Annotated in this window: 15 protein-coding genes; 8 read left to right on the forward strand and 7 right to left on the reverse strand. The window is 66.8% G+C overall.

Translation table 11 applies throughout. From position 1 onward, the window contains the following. Positions 1-41 precede the first annotated feature (41 nt). The 6 genes from KW843_RS12380 to KW843_RS12405 all read left to right on the forward strand — a co-directional run bounded on the left by KW843_RS12380 (position 42) and on the right by KW843_RS12405 (position 5,061). Complete coding sequence (locus KW843_RS12380; protein WP_218295449.1) at positions 42-1,259, forward strand: MFS transporter; 1,218 nt, start codon at positions 42-44, stop codon at positions 1,257-1,259. A gap of 27 nt (positions 1,260-1,286) precedes the next feature. Continuing rightward, a complete protein-coding gene (locus KW843_RS12385) occupies positions 1,287-1,463 on the forward strand; it encodes a hypothetical protein (protein ID WP_218295841.1) in 177 nt (58 codons plus the stop codon). 80 nt (positions 1,464-1,543) lie between these two features. Next, a complete protein-coding gene (locus KW843_RS12390) occupies positions 1,544-2,098 on the forward strand; it encodes a bifunctional 2-polyprenyl-6-hydroxyphenol methylase/3-demethylubiquinol 3-O-methyltransferase UbiG (RefSeq protein ID WP_218295450.1) in 555 nt (184 codons plus the stop codon). A 30-nt stretch (positions 2,099-2,128) separates the two neighbouring features. Further along, positions 2,129-3,025 (forward strand): 4-hydroxy-tetrahydrodipicolinate synthase, encoded by an 897-nt coding sequence (gene dapA / locus KW843_RS12395; protein ID WP_218295451.1) that lies wholly within the window; start codon positions 2,129-2,131, stop codon positions 3,023-3,025. Positions 3,026-3,070: 45 nt separating this feature from the next. Next, positions 3,071-4,165, forward strand: a complete 1,095-nt coding sequence (gene bamC, locus KW843_RS12400; RefSeq protein WP_218295452.1) for an outer membrane protein assembly factor BamC — start codon at positions 3,071-3,073, stop codon at positions 4,163-4,165. 104 nt (positions 4,166-4,269) lie between these two features. Beyond that, on the forward strand, positions 4,270-5,061 hold the full coding sequence (locus KW843_RS12405) for an MBL fold metallo-hydrolase (protein WP_218295453.1): 792 nt from the start codon (positions 4,270-4,272) through the stop codon (positions 5,059-5,061). Between the two features lie 155 nt (positions 5,062-5,216). Here KW843_RS12405 and KW843_RS12410 read toward each other — a convergent pair whose 3' ends face one another. The 3 genes from KW843_RS12410 to KW843_RS12420 all read right to left on the reverse strand — a co-directional run bounded on the left by KW843_RS12410 (position 5,217) and on the right by KW843_RS12420 (position 7,365). Then, positions 5,217-5,480 carry a hypothetical protein gene (locus KW843_RS12410; protein ID WP_218295454.1) on the reverse strand — a complete coding sequence of 88 codons (264 nt, stop codon included), beginning with the start codon at positions 5,478-5,480 and terminating at the stop codon, positions 5,217-5,219. 201 nt (positions 5,481-5,681) lie between these two features. Continuing rightward, on the reverse strand, positions 5,682-6,203 hold the full coding sequence (locus KW843_RS12415) for a hypothetical protein (protein WP_218295455.1): 522 nt from the start codon (positions 6,201-6,203) through the stop codon (positions 5,682-5,684). A 31-nt stretch (positions 6,204-6,234) separates the two neighbouring features. Beyond that, positions 6,235-7,365 carry a JmjC domain-containing protein gene (locus KW843_RS12420; protein WP_218295456.1) on the reverse strand — a complete coding sequence of 377 codons (1,131 nt, stop codon included), beginning with the start codon at positions 7,363-7,365 and terminating at the stop codon, positions 6,235-6,237. 53 nt (positions 7,366-7,418) lie between these two features. Here KW843_RS12420 and KW843_RS12425 point away from each other — a divergent pair, with 53 nt between their 5' ends. After that, the gene (locus KW843_RS12425) at positions 7,419-7,943 is read left to right on the forward strand and encodes a peptidylprolyl isomerase (RefSeq protein ID WP_218295457.1); all 525 of its coding nucleotides are present in this window, start codon (positions 7,419-7,421) and stop codon (positions 7,941-7,943) included. 72 nt (positions 7,944-8,015) lie between these two features. Here the strand turns inward: KW843_RS12425 and KW843_RS12430 are convergent, their stop codons facing one another. The 4 genes from KW843_RS12430 to coaBC form a co-directional block, all read right to left on the reverse strand. Continuing rightward, complete coding sequence (locus KW843_RS12430) at positions 8,016-8,522, reverse strand: glycine zipper 2TM domain-containing protein (RefSeq protein ID WP_218295458.1); 507 nt, start codon at positions 8,520-8,522, stop codon at positions 8,016-8,018. A 192-nt stretch (positions 8,523-8,714) separates the two neighbouring features. Beyond that, a complete protein-coding gene (gene dut / locus KW843_RS12435) occupies positions 8,715-9,161 on the reverse strand; it encodes a dUTP diphosphatase (protein WP_218295459.1) in 447 nt (148 codons plus the stop codon). Beyond that, positions 9,161-9,625, reverse strand: a complete 465-nt coding sequence (locus KW843_RS26785; RefSeq protein WP_255594724.1) for a hypothetical protein — start codon at positions 9,623-9,625, stop codon at positions 9,161-9,163. Before KW843_RS26785 ends, dut begins: the two co-directional genes overlap by 1 nt. Positions 9,626-9,647: 22 nt before the next feature. Continuing rightward, a complete protein-coding gene (gene coaBC, locus KW843_RS12445) occupies positions 9,648-10,871 on the reverse strand; it encodes a bifunctional phosphopantothenoylcysteine decarboxylase/phosphopantothenate--cysteine ligase CoaBC (RefSeq protein ID WP_218295460.1) in 1,224 nt (407 codons plus the stop codon). Positions 10,872-10,962: 91 nt separating this feature from the next. Here coaBC and KW843_RS12450 point away from each other — a divergent pair, with 91 nt between their 5' ends. Continuing rightward, positions 10,963-12,621 carry a CTP synthase gene (locus KW843_RS12450; RefSeq protein WP_218295461.1) on the forward strand — a complete coding sequence of 553 codons (1,659 nt, stop codon included), beginning with the start codon at positions 10,963-10,965 and terminating at the stop codon, positions 12,619-12,621. Positions 12,622-12,631: the final 10 nt, after the last annotated feature.

Genomic DNA, 12,631 nt, shown 5'->3' on the forward strand with positions numbered 1-12,631 from the left:
TGTATCAGCGCGTTTCGCCCAATCTCGCTACATTCCTGCGCATGCATATGAATCCTCCCAAACTGTCCATGTTCCAGGTGCTCGCGTGCGGCGCGGCCATCGTGACCCTGTCCATGGGCATCCGCCATGGGTTCGGGCTCTGGCTCCTGCCCATCACGCAGGAGATGGGCTGGACCCGCCAGTCGTTCGCGCTGGCCATCGCCATCCAGAACCTGTCCTGGGGCCTGATCGGCATCTTTGCGGGCATGGCGGCAGACCGGTTCGGGGCGTTCCGCGTGCTCATCGGCGGCGCGGTGCTCTATGGCCTGGGTTTGGCGGGCATGGCGCTGTCGCCCACGACCACCCTGTTTGCGTTGACGGCCGGCGTACTGATCGGCGCCGCGCAGGCGGGCACCACCTACGCCGTGATCTACGGTGTGCTGGGCCGCCAGATCGCGCCGGAGCGCAGATCCTGGGCCATGGGCGTGGCGGCGGCCGCAGGTTCGTTCGGCCAGTTCCTCATGGTGCCCGTGGAGGGCTGGCTGATCGCCGGACTGGGTTGGCAGCAGGCGCTGCTGGCCTTGTCGATGGCCGTGCTGCTCATCGTGCCGCTGGCCTTTGGCCTGCGGGAGCCGGGCTTCAAGGGCGCCGCGCCGCCCAAGCGCGAGCAGACCATCGTGCAGGCGCTGGGCGAGGCGTTCCGCTACCCGAGCTTCAACCTGCTGATGGCCGGTTATTTCGTGTGCGGCTTCCAGGTGGTGTTCATCGGGGTGCACATGCCCAGCTACCTGAAGGACCACGGCCTGTCGCCCCAGGTGGCCAGCTACGCGCTGGCGCTGATCGGCCTGTTCAACGTGCTGGGCACCTACGTGGCCGGCACCCTCGGCCAGCGCATGCCCAAGCGGTTCATCCTGGCCTTCATCTACTTTGCCCGCGCGGCGGTGATCACCGTGTTCCTGCTCGTGCCGCTGTCGCCGCTGTCGGTGTATGTGTTCTCGGCCGTGATGGGCACGCTGTGGCTGTCCACCATCCCGCCCACCAACGCCACCATCGCGCAGATCTTTGGCGTGCAGCACCTGTCGATGCTGGGCGGCTTCGTGTTCTTCAGCCACCAGATCGGCAGCTTCCTGGGCGTGTGGCTGGGCGGCTATCTGTATGACGCCACGGGCAGCTACGATATCGTCTGGTACATCGCCATCGCGCTGGGGGTGTTTGCCGGGCTGGTGAACCTGCCGGTCCGGGAAAGCCCCATCCCGCGCGGCGCCGCCCAGCCCGCCTGAACACGGCCCTTGCATCCGAACATCCCCATGTCCACCGCCAGCAGCGCCCCCTCGACCTCGCCCGGCCACGGCATGCCACGGCCCTGGCGCTGGCGCTGGCTGGCCTGGTCAGTTGCCGTGGTGCTGTGCCTGGCGGTGTTTGGCATGTACACGGTGCCGGACTTCATGGTGATGCTGGCCGACCAGATGTGGGCGTGTTTCTGAGCCCGCGCCATCCACTTTCAAGTCTTTTTGGCCGCCAGCGCTTGATGAATAAGCGCTGATAGCTATATTTTCAATAGCAAATGCACGGTAACGAAGCCGCTTCCGACTGGGTCCGCCGCTGGTCCCACCTGATCGCGCCGGGCAGCACGGTGCTCGACGTGGCCTGCGGCGCCGGGCGCCACCTGCGCTGGCTGCATGGCCTGGGCCACCCCGTGGTGGGGGTGGACCGCTCTGCCGAGGCCCTGGCCGCCTGCGAGGGGCTGGGGGAACTCGTCCTGGCCGACATCGAGAACGGCCCATGGCCGCTGGCGGGCCGCCGGTTTGGCGCCGTGATCGTCACCAACTACCTGTGGCGGCCCTTGCTGCCCACCCTGGTGGAGAGCGTCGCACCGGGTGGCGTGCTGATCTACGAAACCTTTGCGCACGGCAACGGCACCGTGGGCCGCCCTGCCCGGCCGGAATTCCTGCTGGCGCCCGGGGAATTGCTGAGCGCCTGCGCCGGGCTGCGCACCGTGGCCTACGAGGACGGCTTCCTGCAAAACCCCGACCGTTTCGTGCAACGCATCACGGCCGTGCGGGAACTCCCGCACGCTGGCGGCCCCTCGCGGAATCTTTTGGCCATGCCGCCTAGTTAGAATGCCCTTTTACCGTTTACCACTGCGGACATGACCTCTTCCTCCGTCCCCCTTACCGGCAGCATCGTCGCCCTCGTCACCCCCATGCACGAGGACGGTAGCGTGGACTACCCGGCCCTGCGCAAACTGATCGACTGGCACATCGCCGAAGGCACCGACTGCATCGGTGTGGTGGGCACCACGGGCGAATCGCCCACCGTCAATGTCGAAGAACACTGCGAAATCATCCGCGTGGCCGTCGAGCAATCCGCCAAGCGCGTGCCCATCATGGCGGGCTGCGGCGCCAACTCCACCGCCGAAGCCATCGAACTGGCCAAGTTCGCGCGCGGCGTCGGGGCCGACAGCCAGCTGCAGGTCGTGCCCTACTACAACAAGCCCACGCAAGAGGGCCAGTTCCAGCATTTCAAGGCGATCGCCGAAGCCACGGGCGACCTGCCCATCGTGCTGTACAACGTGCCCGGCCGCTCGGTGGCCGATATGCAGCACGACACCGTGCTGCGCCTGGCCCAGGTGCCCGGCATCATCGGCATCAAGGAAGCCACCGGCAACATCGAGCGTGCGCAGTGGCTCATCCGCGATGTGCCCAAGGGCTTCGCCGTGTATTCGGGCGACGACCCGACCGCCGTGGCGCTCATGCTGTGCGGCGGCCACGGCAACATCAGCGTGACGGCCAACGTGGCGCCGCGCCTCATGCACGAGCTGTGCGTGGCAGCGCTGGCAGGCAATGTGCAGCGCGCGATGCAGATCCAGTTCCAGCTGATGCCCGTGCACAAGAACCTGTTTGTCGAAGCCAACCCCATCCCGGTCAAGTGGGCCGTGGCCCGCATGGGCCTGTGTGGTGGCACCATGCGCCTGCCCATGACACCGCTGGCCAGCAGCAACGAGGCTGTGGTCGAATCCGCGCTGCGCACCAGCGGCCTGATCTAATCCGGGCTGCGCCCGCTCCCCGAGACACTCTCCAAGGATTTCCGCGTGAAAGCTGCTACCACCCGCCTGAGCCTGCTGGCCCTTGCCATGGCCCTGTCCGCCTGCGCCGCCCTGGAGGGCGACAAGATCGACTACAAGAGCGCCGCCAAGGGCTCGACCCTGGAGGTTCCGCCCGACCTGACGCAGCTGTCGCGCGATTCGCGCTATGCCGTACCCGGCGGCCCCGTCTCGGCGGCCGCCATGCAGGCCGGCCAGGCCGCGCAGCCCTCGGGCACCGCCAACGCCGCCGCCGTGCAACTGGGCGACGTGCGCATCGAGCGCGATGGCAACCAGCGCTGGCTGGTGGTCAACCGCCCGGCGGACAAGCTCTGGGAGCCCGTGCGCGACTTCTGGCAGGAAAGCGGCTTCAACCTGGCCCAGGCCGAGCCCAACGTCGGCATCATGGAAACCGACTGGGCCGAGAACCGCGCCAAGCTGCCACAGGACTTCATCCGCTCCACCATCGGCAAGCTCCTGGATTCGCTGTATTCCACCGGCGAGCGCGACAAATTCCGCACCCGCCTGGAGCGCAATGCCAATGGCGGCACCGAGATCTACATCACCCACCGGGGCATGATCGAGGTGTATGGCACGCAGACCAAGGACAACACCGTCTGGCAGCCCCGCCCGTCGGACCCGGAGCTTGAAACCGAATTCCTGCGCCGCCTGATGGTCAAGCTGGGCGTGAGCCAGGAACAGTCCAAGGCCGTGGTGGCAGCCCCCGCCCTGCGCACGCAATCCGCCCGCATGGCCACCGTGGACAACAAGCCCGTGGTCCAGCTGGACGAAGGCTTTGACCGCGCATGGCGCCGCGTGGGCCTGGCGCTGGACCGCACCGGCTTCACGGTCGAAGACCGCAACCGCAATGAAGGCACCTACTTCGTCCGCTATGTGGCGCCCAACGCCGACAAGAAGGAACCAGGGTTCTTCGGCAAGCTGTTCAGCGGCTCTTCGTCGGCCACGCCCCCGCTCAAGTACCGCATCGTCGTGCGCAGCCAGGGCGAATCCACCACCGTGTCGGTACTCAACGAAGCAGGCGCCCCCGAGTCCTCGGCCAACGCCGAGCGCATCGTGCGCGTGATCGCGGACGACCTCAAGTAACCCGCCGCATCGCCGCGCGGCACGCGTCTGCCTGCGTGCTGCGCGGAGTCCGCGAGGACCGGCCCCGGTCCGCCCCGCGGCACGGCGCAATATCCTCGCCCTCCATGCTGCGTTTCAAGAACCTGGGGAGCGGCAGCACCGGCAATGCCACCGTGGTGGAAGGCCGCTGCGACACGCAGGTGCGCCGCCTCCTGATCGACTGCGGCTTCGGCATCCGGCAACTGCAGGGCCGGCTGGCGCAGGCGCAGCTGCAGATCGAGGACCTGGACGCGGTTTTCATCACCCACGAACATTCCGACCACATCGGCTGCGCGCAGGCCGTGGCCCTGCGCTACGGCATTCCCGTCTGGATGAGCCAGGGCACCTACGCCGCCCTGGGCCAGCCGGACTTTGGCGACATGCTGCGCGTCGCGCACGACATGGCACCGATCGACCTGGGCACGTTCGAGGCCCGGCCCTTCACCGTGCCGCATGACGCCCGCGAGCCGCTGCAGCTGCGCTGCTCCGACGGCGCCGCCCACCTGGGGGTGCTGACCGACCTGGGCCATGCCAGCGAGCATGTGCTGCAGCAGCTCGAGGGCTGCCACGCGCTGATGATCGAAGCCAATCACGACCCCGTGCTGCTGGCGGCATCCCGCTACCCCCTCTTTCTGAAGCGCCGCGTAGGCGGCCCCTTCGGCCACCTGGCCAACCGGGTCACGGCGGACATCCTTCGCGCCGTCCGCCATCCGGGCCTGCGGACGGTGGTGGCGGCCCACCTGAGCGCCAAGAACAATGCGCCCTCCATCGCACGTGAGGCGCTGGCCCCCGCCATGGACTGGCCCGTGGAGGCCATCGCCGTGGCCTGCCCGACGGCAGGCACGGCATGGCTGCCGGTGGCGCAGGCGCCGATCTGACACGAGCGCGCCCACCGGCCACCCCGCCCGCCCCCCCCCACGGACGGCGCACCACAAAAACACGTTCCGCGCCCGGAAAAGAAAAAGCCCCGACCTTGCGGTGCGGGGCCTTCGGGCAGTGGCTGGTCTTGCAACCAACCAGGGCCTGCAGCAAATTACTTGGCTGCGGAAGCGCCAGCGGCAGCGGTGGCAGCAGCGTCGGCAGCAGCCTTGGCAGCGTCAGCAGCAGGTGCAGCGGCAGCCGAAGCGGCGTCGGAAGCAGCAGGAGCTGCGTCGGAGGCGGCAGGAGCAGGTGCGGGTGCAGGAGCTGGTGCTTCCACGGCAGCAGGTGCTGGTGCTGGAGCGGGTTCTTCCTTCTTGCCACAAGCGGCGAGTGCTGCAGCAGCGATCAGGGCGGCCAGAACGAGAGAGTTCTTCATTTCGATTTTCCTAGTTGGACAGACAGAATCTTGAAAAGCCGCGGCGTCGGGCTCCTGGAAGCCTCGGAACGCGTCGGCACAATGCGCTTTGGCTTGCACCTTTTCGGCGCAGCCGCTAATTATATTGGTATTTAGTCAATACTGACTAACACTGACGAAAGCTTTACACCCCATTGACACGGCGCAAAGCAGGTATTTCATCTACAGACCCAGGGTCGAGGCGGGAAAACCGGGTGAACTCTTGCCACGCACCCACTCGTTGAGATTCTCGCGCAGCAGCACCCGCCGATCGGGTTCGCTGCCCGTGACGCCCACGCACCGCTCGGGGTCCAGGCGCTGCAGCACCCACTGCGGGGACCACAACGCGCTGGGGATATCGAGCGGGTCCGCCGCGGGGCTGCGGCGGCACGTGATGATGTGGTCCCAGGTACCGCGCCAGCGCACAAAACGGGCGTGGCGGCGAACCACATCGTCATAGCTGCACGCCAGCATCGTCAAGCGCCGGCTCCCGTGCGCCCAGTGCTGAAGGGCTTCTGCCACGCTGCGCTCACCCAGCGGCCAGTCGTGGAAGTTCGCGTCGCTGATCACGATTTCCGGCCACCCGTCGCGTGCGGCCGTGGCCATCGCGTCGCGCACCAGTTGCTGAAACGCCTCACGGCCGCTGAACCGCCCGGACGGCAGTTCACGCAGCGGATCCGCGGGGATGGAGGAAGCCTCGGTCATGGGAGCGTCTCCTTGGGATGCACCAGTCTTTTCAGCCTTCAGCCCATGCATGCGCCCAGCCGGCATCGCACCAGGACGACAGCAGCTCGAGCGCATCGTCGCTCGCGCGCGCGAGTTCGCGGGCAGTCAGTTGGCGTTCGTCCGCCAGGCGGCGCATCAGCGTCGCGTCGCGGCCCGCGGCACGGTAGCTTTCGCCGTTGATGAACACATGGTGGGTGTCATACATCATGCGGCTGCGGCGATCCAGGCGCACGCCTTCCAGCATCACGCCCGCGTCCCCGGGCTCGAACCATACGCTGGGCTTGGGCTCGGTCAGATATTCCCCGAGCGCACGCTCCAGCACCAGGGGTTGCGCCAAGGCGCGGGCCAGAGCGGTCCGCGCGAAATCGTGCAGCCCCGCCGGAATGGCGGCGGGCTGGGCAACCGCCGCCTGCTGCGCATCGCGGTACAGCAAGGGACTGCCCTCTTCATCGCCTGCATCCTCCGCCAGACGCACCAGCAGCTCCTGCGCGAGCTCGGCACGGGCCGGCGCCCGAAAGCCTATCGAATAAGTCATGCATTCGCCTTCGGCGATGCCGTCGTGCGCATAGCGGGGCGGCAGGTAGAGCATGTCGCCAGGCTCGAGAACGAACTCCTCTTCCGGCTCGAAGTGGGCCAGCACCTTCAGCGGAATGTCATCGCGCAGCGACAAGTCCTTCTGGCGGCCAATGCGCCAGCGCCGCTTTCCGTGGGCCTGCAGCAGAAAGACGTCATAACTGTCGAAATGCGGACCCACGCCCCCGCCGTCGGCGGCATAGCTGATCATGAGATCGTCCAGGCGCGCCTCGGGCACAAAACGGAACTGCTGCATCAGCGCGTGCACCGCGTCGTTGTGCAGGTCCACCCCTTGCACGAGCAGGGTCCAGTCGGGCTGCTGCAGCGCCGGCAGGGCGCGGCGGTTGAACGGTCCGTGGCGCAGCTTCCAGGCGCCCTTGGCCAACTGCACCAGGCGGGACTCCACCCCCTCCTGGGAAGCCAGCGCAAAAAGCTCGGCACGCAGTACAGGCGGCGAAAACTGCGCGATGGCCTGCCGCACCAGCAAGGGCTTCTTCTGCCAGTGGCGGCGCATGAATTGCGCGGGGGTCATGCCGCCGAGCAGGGAAAGGGGTTGCTGGATATCCATGGGAGAGTGGCGCTCCTTTGCGGAGGCATTGGTCAAACTGCGACAATTCTCCTATGGAAATTACCCAACAATGCGTAGTCGCACTGACCTGGACGCTCAAAGACACCCTTGGCGAAGAACTGGATGTTCTCGATGACCCCGTGGAGTTCCTGGTAGGGGGCGACGACCTGCTGCCGCGCATCGAGGAAGCCCTGCAAGGCCACGGCCCGGGGGCCACGCTGGCTCTGCACCTGGAACCCGAGGACGCTTTTGGCGACTTCAACGATCAACTGCTTTTTCTGGAACCCCGGTCCCTGTTTCCGGCGGAGCTGGAAGAAGGGATGACGTTTGATGGAATGGCCCTGCCGGAGGGCTGCAACCCCGATGCACCGCGCAGCGGGCTGTACACCGTGACGGAGATCTATCCAGAGCACGTGGTTCTGGACGGCAACCACCCGCTCGCGGGCATCGCCCTGCGGCTGCAGCTGACGGTGCAGGCCGTGCGCGAAGCCACGGAAGATGAGATTGGCCGGGGCACCGCGGGCACCGGCTTCTTTCGGGTACAGCCGCAGGCGCCCGGCGGCTCCCTGCTGCATTGATTGAGCGGGTGAGCCAGGCCCGGGAATCCTGAACAGCTCAGGATTCCCGCGGTGGCGGCTGCGGGGTTCGGTTTACAGGCGCGAAATCTGGCCGTTGTAGAGGCGCACGCGGTCGCCGATGCGCAGATCGCCCGGACTGCTCACGTCGTAGGCACGATAGCCGCCCTGGTCCAGCTGGACAGAGAGCCGATAGCCCTGGGCATATTCCTGGCTGTTGTTGCGGCCTTCGATGGCATTGCCTGCCACGGCACCGCCCAGGATGCCCACGCCAGTGGCCGCCGCGCGGCCGGAACCCTTGCCGATCTGGTTGCCCAGGACCCCGCCCACGACCGCGCCCAGCACGGCGCCCGCGCCCGAGGTCTGCCCTTGCGAGCGGCCCTGCAGCACTTCGATGTTCGACACACGGCCATACTCGGTGCCCGCCGGGTTGTTCGGGTAGGCGGGCGCAGACTGGTATCCGCCCGAATAGCCTCCCGAATACTGGGGCTGGGGGGCCGACCGGTTGTGGCCGCAGGCCGCCAGGGATCCCGCGAGGACAACGGCGCCCACAATGGCAAACGAACGCTTAAATTGCAGCATTTTTCAATCTCCTAAAGTCAGGGGCTGGCGCATGGTCCGACAATCCGGTCCGGGTACGCATGCCTTGATTGGAACAACGCGCAAGGGGCTTGTCGCGTGGACAAGGGGCTGAGGCCCTGTCCGTAACAGACCCTTCGAAAAGTAAGCCGTGTCTGACAGGCGCCAGCTCCCAGGCCAGAGGGACCCGCCCCTTCAGGCCTTGCCGGTGGACCCGTAGCCGCCCTCTCCCCGCTGGGTCGCCGCGAACTCGGCCACCACGTTGAACTGCGCCTGCACCACCGGCACGATCACCAGTTGCGCCAGCCGCTCCATCGGCTCCAGCGTGAATGCCGTGCCGCTGCGGTTCCAGGCGCTCACCATGAGCTGGCCCTGGTAGTCGCTGTCGATCAATCCGACAAGGTTGCCCAGCACGATGCCGTGCTTGTGGCCGAGGCCCGAGCGCGGCAGGATGAGCGCGGCATATCCCGGGTCCTTGATGTACACGGAGATGCCCGTGGGTACCAGCTGCCATGCGTTCGGCTGCAGGGTCAGCGGCGCGTCCAGGCAGGCCCGCAGGTCCAGGCCCGCGCTGCCGGGCGTGGCATAGGAGGGGAGTTGATCCGCCATGCGCGGGTCCAGAATCTTGACATCGATCTTCACTACTTCTTCTTTCCTGTCTTGCGCTGCTGGGCCACTTGCCGCAGTCGCTCTTGCAATGGTTGCACGCCTGGCGCGGCGCCTGGGGATGAAATGGCCCTGGGCGCCGCATCCATCAGCCAGCCCAGCGCCCACCAGATGGCCGCCATGGCGACCAGGCCGGCCAAGGACCCCTGGCTGAACAGGAACAGCGCGATCCCCTGCGCGGCGATGAGCAGCAACAGCACCACGCGCACGGTTCGCAGCACGCCCATCAGGGGCCCGAGCGCCTGCGCGAGATCGGGCGGACCGGCGCGGGGGGTCGACCGGGAGCCGCCCGCGGACACCGATGGCGCAGGGCCGGTGGCCCCCGGAGAGAGGACCTGCGCCGTCCTGGACGGGGCCGGCGCCGTCAGCCGCTCCACATAGCGCGCAAAGTCGCCGTCGGGCGGCGTGTCCCATTCAGGCTTGGTGGAGCCAGTTTTCATACAACCTCCGGGGAAACGAACGTCACGAATCCGATGGCGGCAACCGCGCCGCGATGTCCTCGATGAGCTGCCGCGCCAGCACCCGCTTGGACGCGCGGGGCAGCTCGCGGTGCCCATCGGCATCCACGAGCAGCAGGGCATTGTCGTCCTGTCCGAAGGTGGCGGGCCCGATATTGCCCACCAGCAGCGGCACCCCCTTGCGCGCACGCTTGGCCGTGGCATGGGCCAGGAGATCGTGGCTCTCGGCGGCAAATCCCACGCAGTACAGCTGGCCCGCCTGCGCACGCGGCGACCGCGCCACGCCCGCCAGGATGTCGGGGTTCTCCACAAAGCCCAGGGTGGGGGTCTGGCCGGAGCCGTCTTTCTTGATCTTCTGTGTGGACGGCGCAGCAGGCCGCCAGTCTGCCACCGCCGCCGTTGCTATGAAAATAGAAGCATCGTGCGCTTGCCCTTCAACCGCTGCCAGCATTTCCTGTGCAGACTGGACATTCAGGCGCTGCACCCCGCGCGGCGTGGGCAGATGCACGGGACCGGCCACGAGCGTGACATCGCCCCCCGCTTCGCGCGCCGCGCGGGCGATGGCAAAACCCATCTTGCCGCTGGAGAGGTTGGTGATGCCGCGCACCGGATCGATGGCTTCGAAGGTCGGTCCGGCGGTGACCAGCACCTTGCGCCCCGCCAGCACCTTGGGCGCGAAGAAAGCAACCAGTTCCTCGAGCAGCTCTGAAGGCTCCAGCATGCGGCCATCGCCGGTTTCTCCACAGGCCTGGTCGCCATTGCCCACGCCCAGCACGCGGGCGCCGTCCCTGGCCACCTGGGCCAGGTTGCGCCCTGTGGCGGGGTGGGCCCACATCTCGCGGTTCATGGCTGGGGCCAGCAGCAGCGGCACGCGGTCGATGGGGCGTGCCAGGCACAGCAGGCTCAGCAACTCGTCGGCCCGGCCCTGCACCAGCCGCGCGATGAAATCGGCGCTGCAGGGCGCGATCAGGATCGCATCGGCCTCGCGGCTGAGGTTGATGTGCGGCATGTTGTTGGGCTCGCGCGCATCCCACTGCGAGCCGTAGACGGGCCGCCCCGACAGGGCCTGCATGGTCACCGGCGTGATGAATTGCGCGGCCGCCTCGGTCATCACCACCTGCACGGTGGCGCCCTCCTTGATGAGCTGGCGGCACAGATCGGCTGCCTTGTAGCAAGCCACGCCCCCGCTCAGACCCAGAACAATGTGTTTGCCAGCAAGCTCATTCATGCGGCGAATTTAGCAGACGGTATGGTCCCATGGCTGCGAGGGGCTGACGGGGGCCCATCTATAATCCCAATTTCCCACCACCAAAAAAGACATGACCAAATTTGTCTTCGTCACCGGCGGTGTGGTGTCTTCCCTCGGTAAGGGAATCGCCTCAGCCTCCCTTGCCGCGATCCTCGAATCGCGGGGACTCAAAGTCACCCTCATCAAGCTTGACCCCTACATCAACGTAGATCCGGGCACCATGTCGCCGTTCCAGCACGGCGAGGTGTTCGTGACCGACGACGGCGCAGAAACCGACCTGGACCTCGGCCACTATGAGCGTTTCATCGAAACGCGCATGAAGAAAACCAACAACTTCACCACGGGCAAGATCTACCAGTCCGTGCTGGAGAAGGAACGCCGCGGCGACTACCTGGGCAAGACCGTGCAGGTCATCCCGCACGTCACCAACGAAATCCAGGAATTCATCAAGCGCGGCGCCGGCATCGGCACGCCCGATGCCGTGGATGTGGCCATCGTCGAGATCGGCGGCACGGTGGGCGACATCGAGTCGCTGCCGTTCCTGGAAGCCGTGCGCCAGATGAGCCTGCGCATGGGCCCCAACAACGCGGCGTTCGTGCACCTGACCTACCTGCCCTGGATCGCAGCGGCCGGCGAGCTCAAGACCAAGCCCACCCAGCACACCGTGCAGAAGCTGCGCGAGATCGGCATCCAGGCCGATGCCCTGCTGTGCCGCGCCGACCGGCGCATTCCCGAGGAAGAGCGCGCCAAGATCTCGCTGTTCACCAACGTGCCCGAGTGGGGCGTGATCAGCATGTGGGACGTGGACACCATCTACAAGGTGCCGCGCATGCTGCACGAGCAGGGCCTGGACGGCCTGATCTGCGACAAGCTGCGCCTGAACACCCCGCCCACCAGCCTCAAGCGCTGGGACGACCTGGTGCATGAAACCGAGCACCCGCAAGGCGAAGTCACCATCGCGATGGTGGGCAAGTACGTGGACCTGTCGGACAGCTACAAGTCCGTCAATGAGGCCCTGCGCCACGCCGGCATGCGCAACCATGTGCGCGTGAAGATCGACCACGTCGACTCGGAGACCATCGATGGCGCCGATGCCGCCGCCAAGCTCGCCAAGTACGACGCCATCCTGGTGCCCGGCGGGTTCGGCGTGCGGGGCGTGGAAGGCAAGATCGCCACCGCCCAGTTCGCCCGCGAGCACAAGGTGCCCTATCTGGGCATCTGTCTGGGCATGCAGGTCGCGACCATCGAGTACGCCCGGCACGTGGCGGGCCTGGCCAACGCCAACAGCACCGAGTTCGACGCCACCACCCCCCACCCCGTGATCGCCCTGATCACCGAGTGGAAGGACGCCGACGGCACCATCAAGAAGCGCGACGAGAACTCCGACCTGGGCGGCACCATGCGCCTGGGCGCGCAAAGCTCCGACGTGTCGGCCAACACACTGGCCCACAGCATCTATGGCGACGTGGTGACCGAGCGCCACCGCCACCGCTACGAAGCCAACGTGAACTACCTGGACCAGCTGCGCAAGGCGGGCCTCGTGATCTCCGCGCTGACCCAGCGCGAACAGCTCACCGAGATCGTGGAGCTGCCGAACAACGTGCATCCCTGGTTCATCGGCGTGCAGTTCCACCCCGAGTTCAAGTCGACGCCGTGGAACGGCCACCCTCTGTTCAACGCCTTCATCAAGGCGGCCGTCGAACACCAGCAAGCGGCTACTAAAGCCTGATTGGAGACCT

This window comes from Acidovorax sp. sif1233, from assembly GCF_019218755.1.
GTDB lineage: Bacteria > Pseudomonadota > Gammaproteobacteria > Burkholderiales > Burkholderiaceae_C > Acidovorax.

Bases quoted from the DNA above. Each gene is read 5' to 3' on its own strand.
- KW843_RS12380 (WP_218295449.1), top strand. From the start codon at position 42: ATGCATATGAATCCTCCCAAACTGTCCATGTTCCAGGTGCTCGCGTGC.
- KW843_RS12385 (WP_218295841.1), top strand. From the start codon at position 1,287: ATGTCCACCGCCAGCAGCGCCCCCTCGACCTCGCCCGGCCACGGCATG.
- KW843_RS12390 (WP_218295450.1), top strand. From the start codon at position 1,544: ATGCACGGTAACGAAGCCGCTTCCGACTGGGTCCGCCGCTGGTCCCAC.
- dapA (WP_218295451.1), top strand. From the start codon at position 2,129: ATGACCTCTTCCTCCGTCCCCCTTACCGGCAGCATCGTCGCCCTCGTC.
- KW843_RS12405 (WP_218295453.1), top strand. From the start codon at position 4,270: ATGCTGCGTTTCAAGAACCTGGGGAGCGGCAGCACCGGCAATGCCACC.
- KW843_RS12410 (WP_218295454.1), bottom strand. From the start codon at position 5,480: ATGAAGAACTCTCTCGTTCTGGCCGCCCTGATCGCTGCTGCAGCACTC.
- KW843_RS12415 (WP_218295455.1), bottom strand. From the start codon at position 6,203: ATGACCGAGGCTTCCTCCATCCCCGCGGATCCGCTGCGTGAACTGCCG.
- KW843_RS12420 (WP_218295456.1), bottom strand. From the start codon at position 7,365: ATGGATATCCAGCAACCCCTTTCCCTGCTCGGCGGCATGACCCCCGCG.
- KW843_RS12425 (WP_218295457.1), top strand. From the start codon at position 7,419: ATGGAAATTACCCAACAATGCGTAGTCGCACTGACCTGGACGCTCAAA.
- KW843_RS12430 (WP_218295458.1), bottom strand. From the start codon at position 8,522: ATGCTGCAATTTAAGCGTTCGTTTGCCATTGTGGGCGCCGTTGTCCTC.
- KW843_RS26785 (WP_255594724.1), bottom strand. From the start codon at position 9,625: ATGAAAACTGGCTCCACCAAGCCTGAATGGGACACGCCGCCCGACGGC.
- coaBC (WP_218295460.1), bottom strand. From the start codon at position 10,871: ATGAATGAGCTTGCTGGCAAACACATTGTTCTGGGTCTGAGCGGGGGC.
- KW843_RS12450 (WP_218295461.1), top strand. From the start codon at position 10,963: ATGACCAAATTTGTCTTCGTCACCGGCGGTGTGGTGTCTTCCCTCGGT.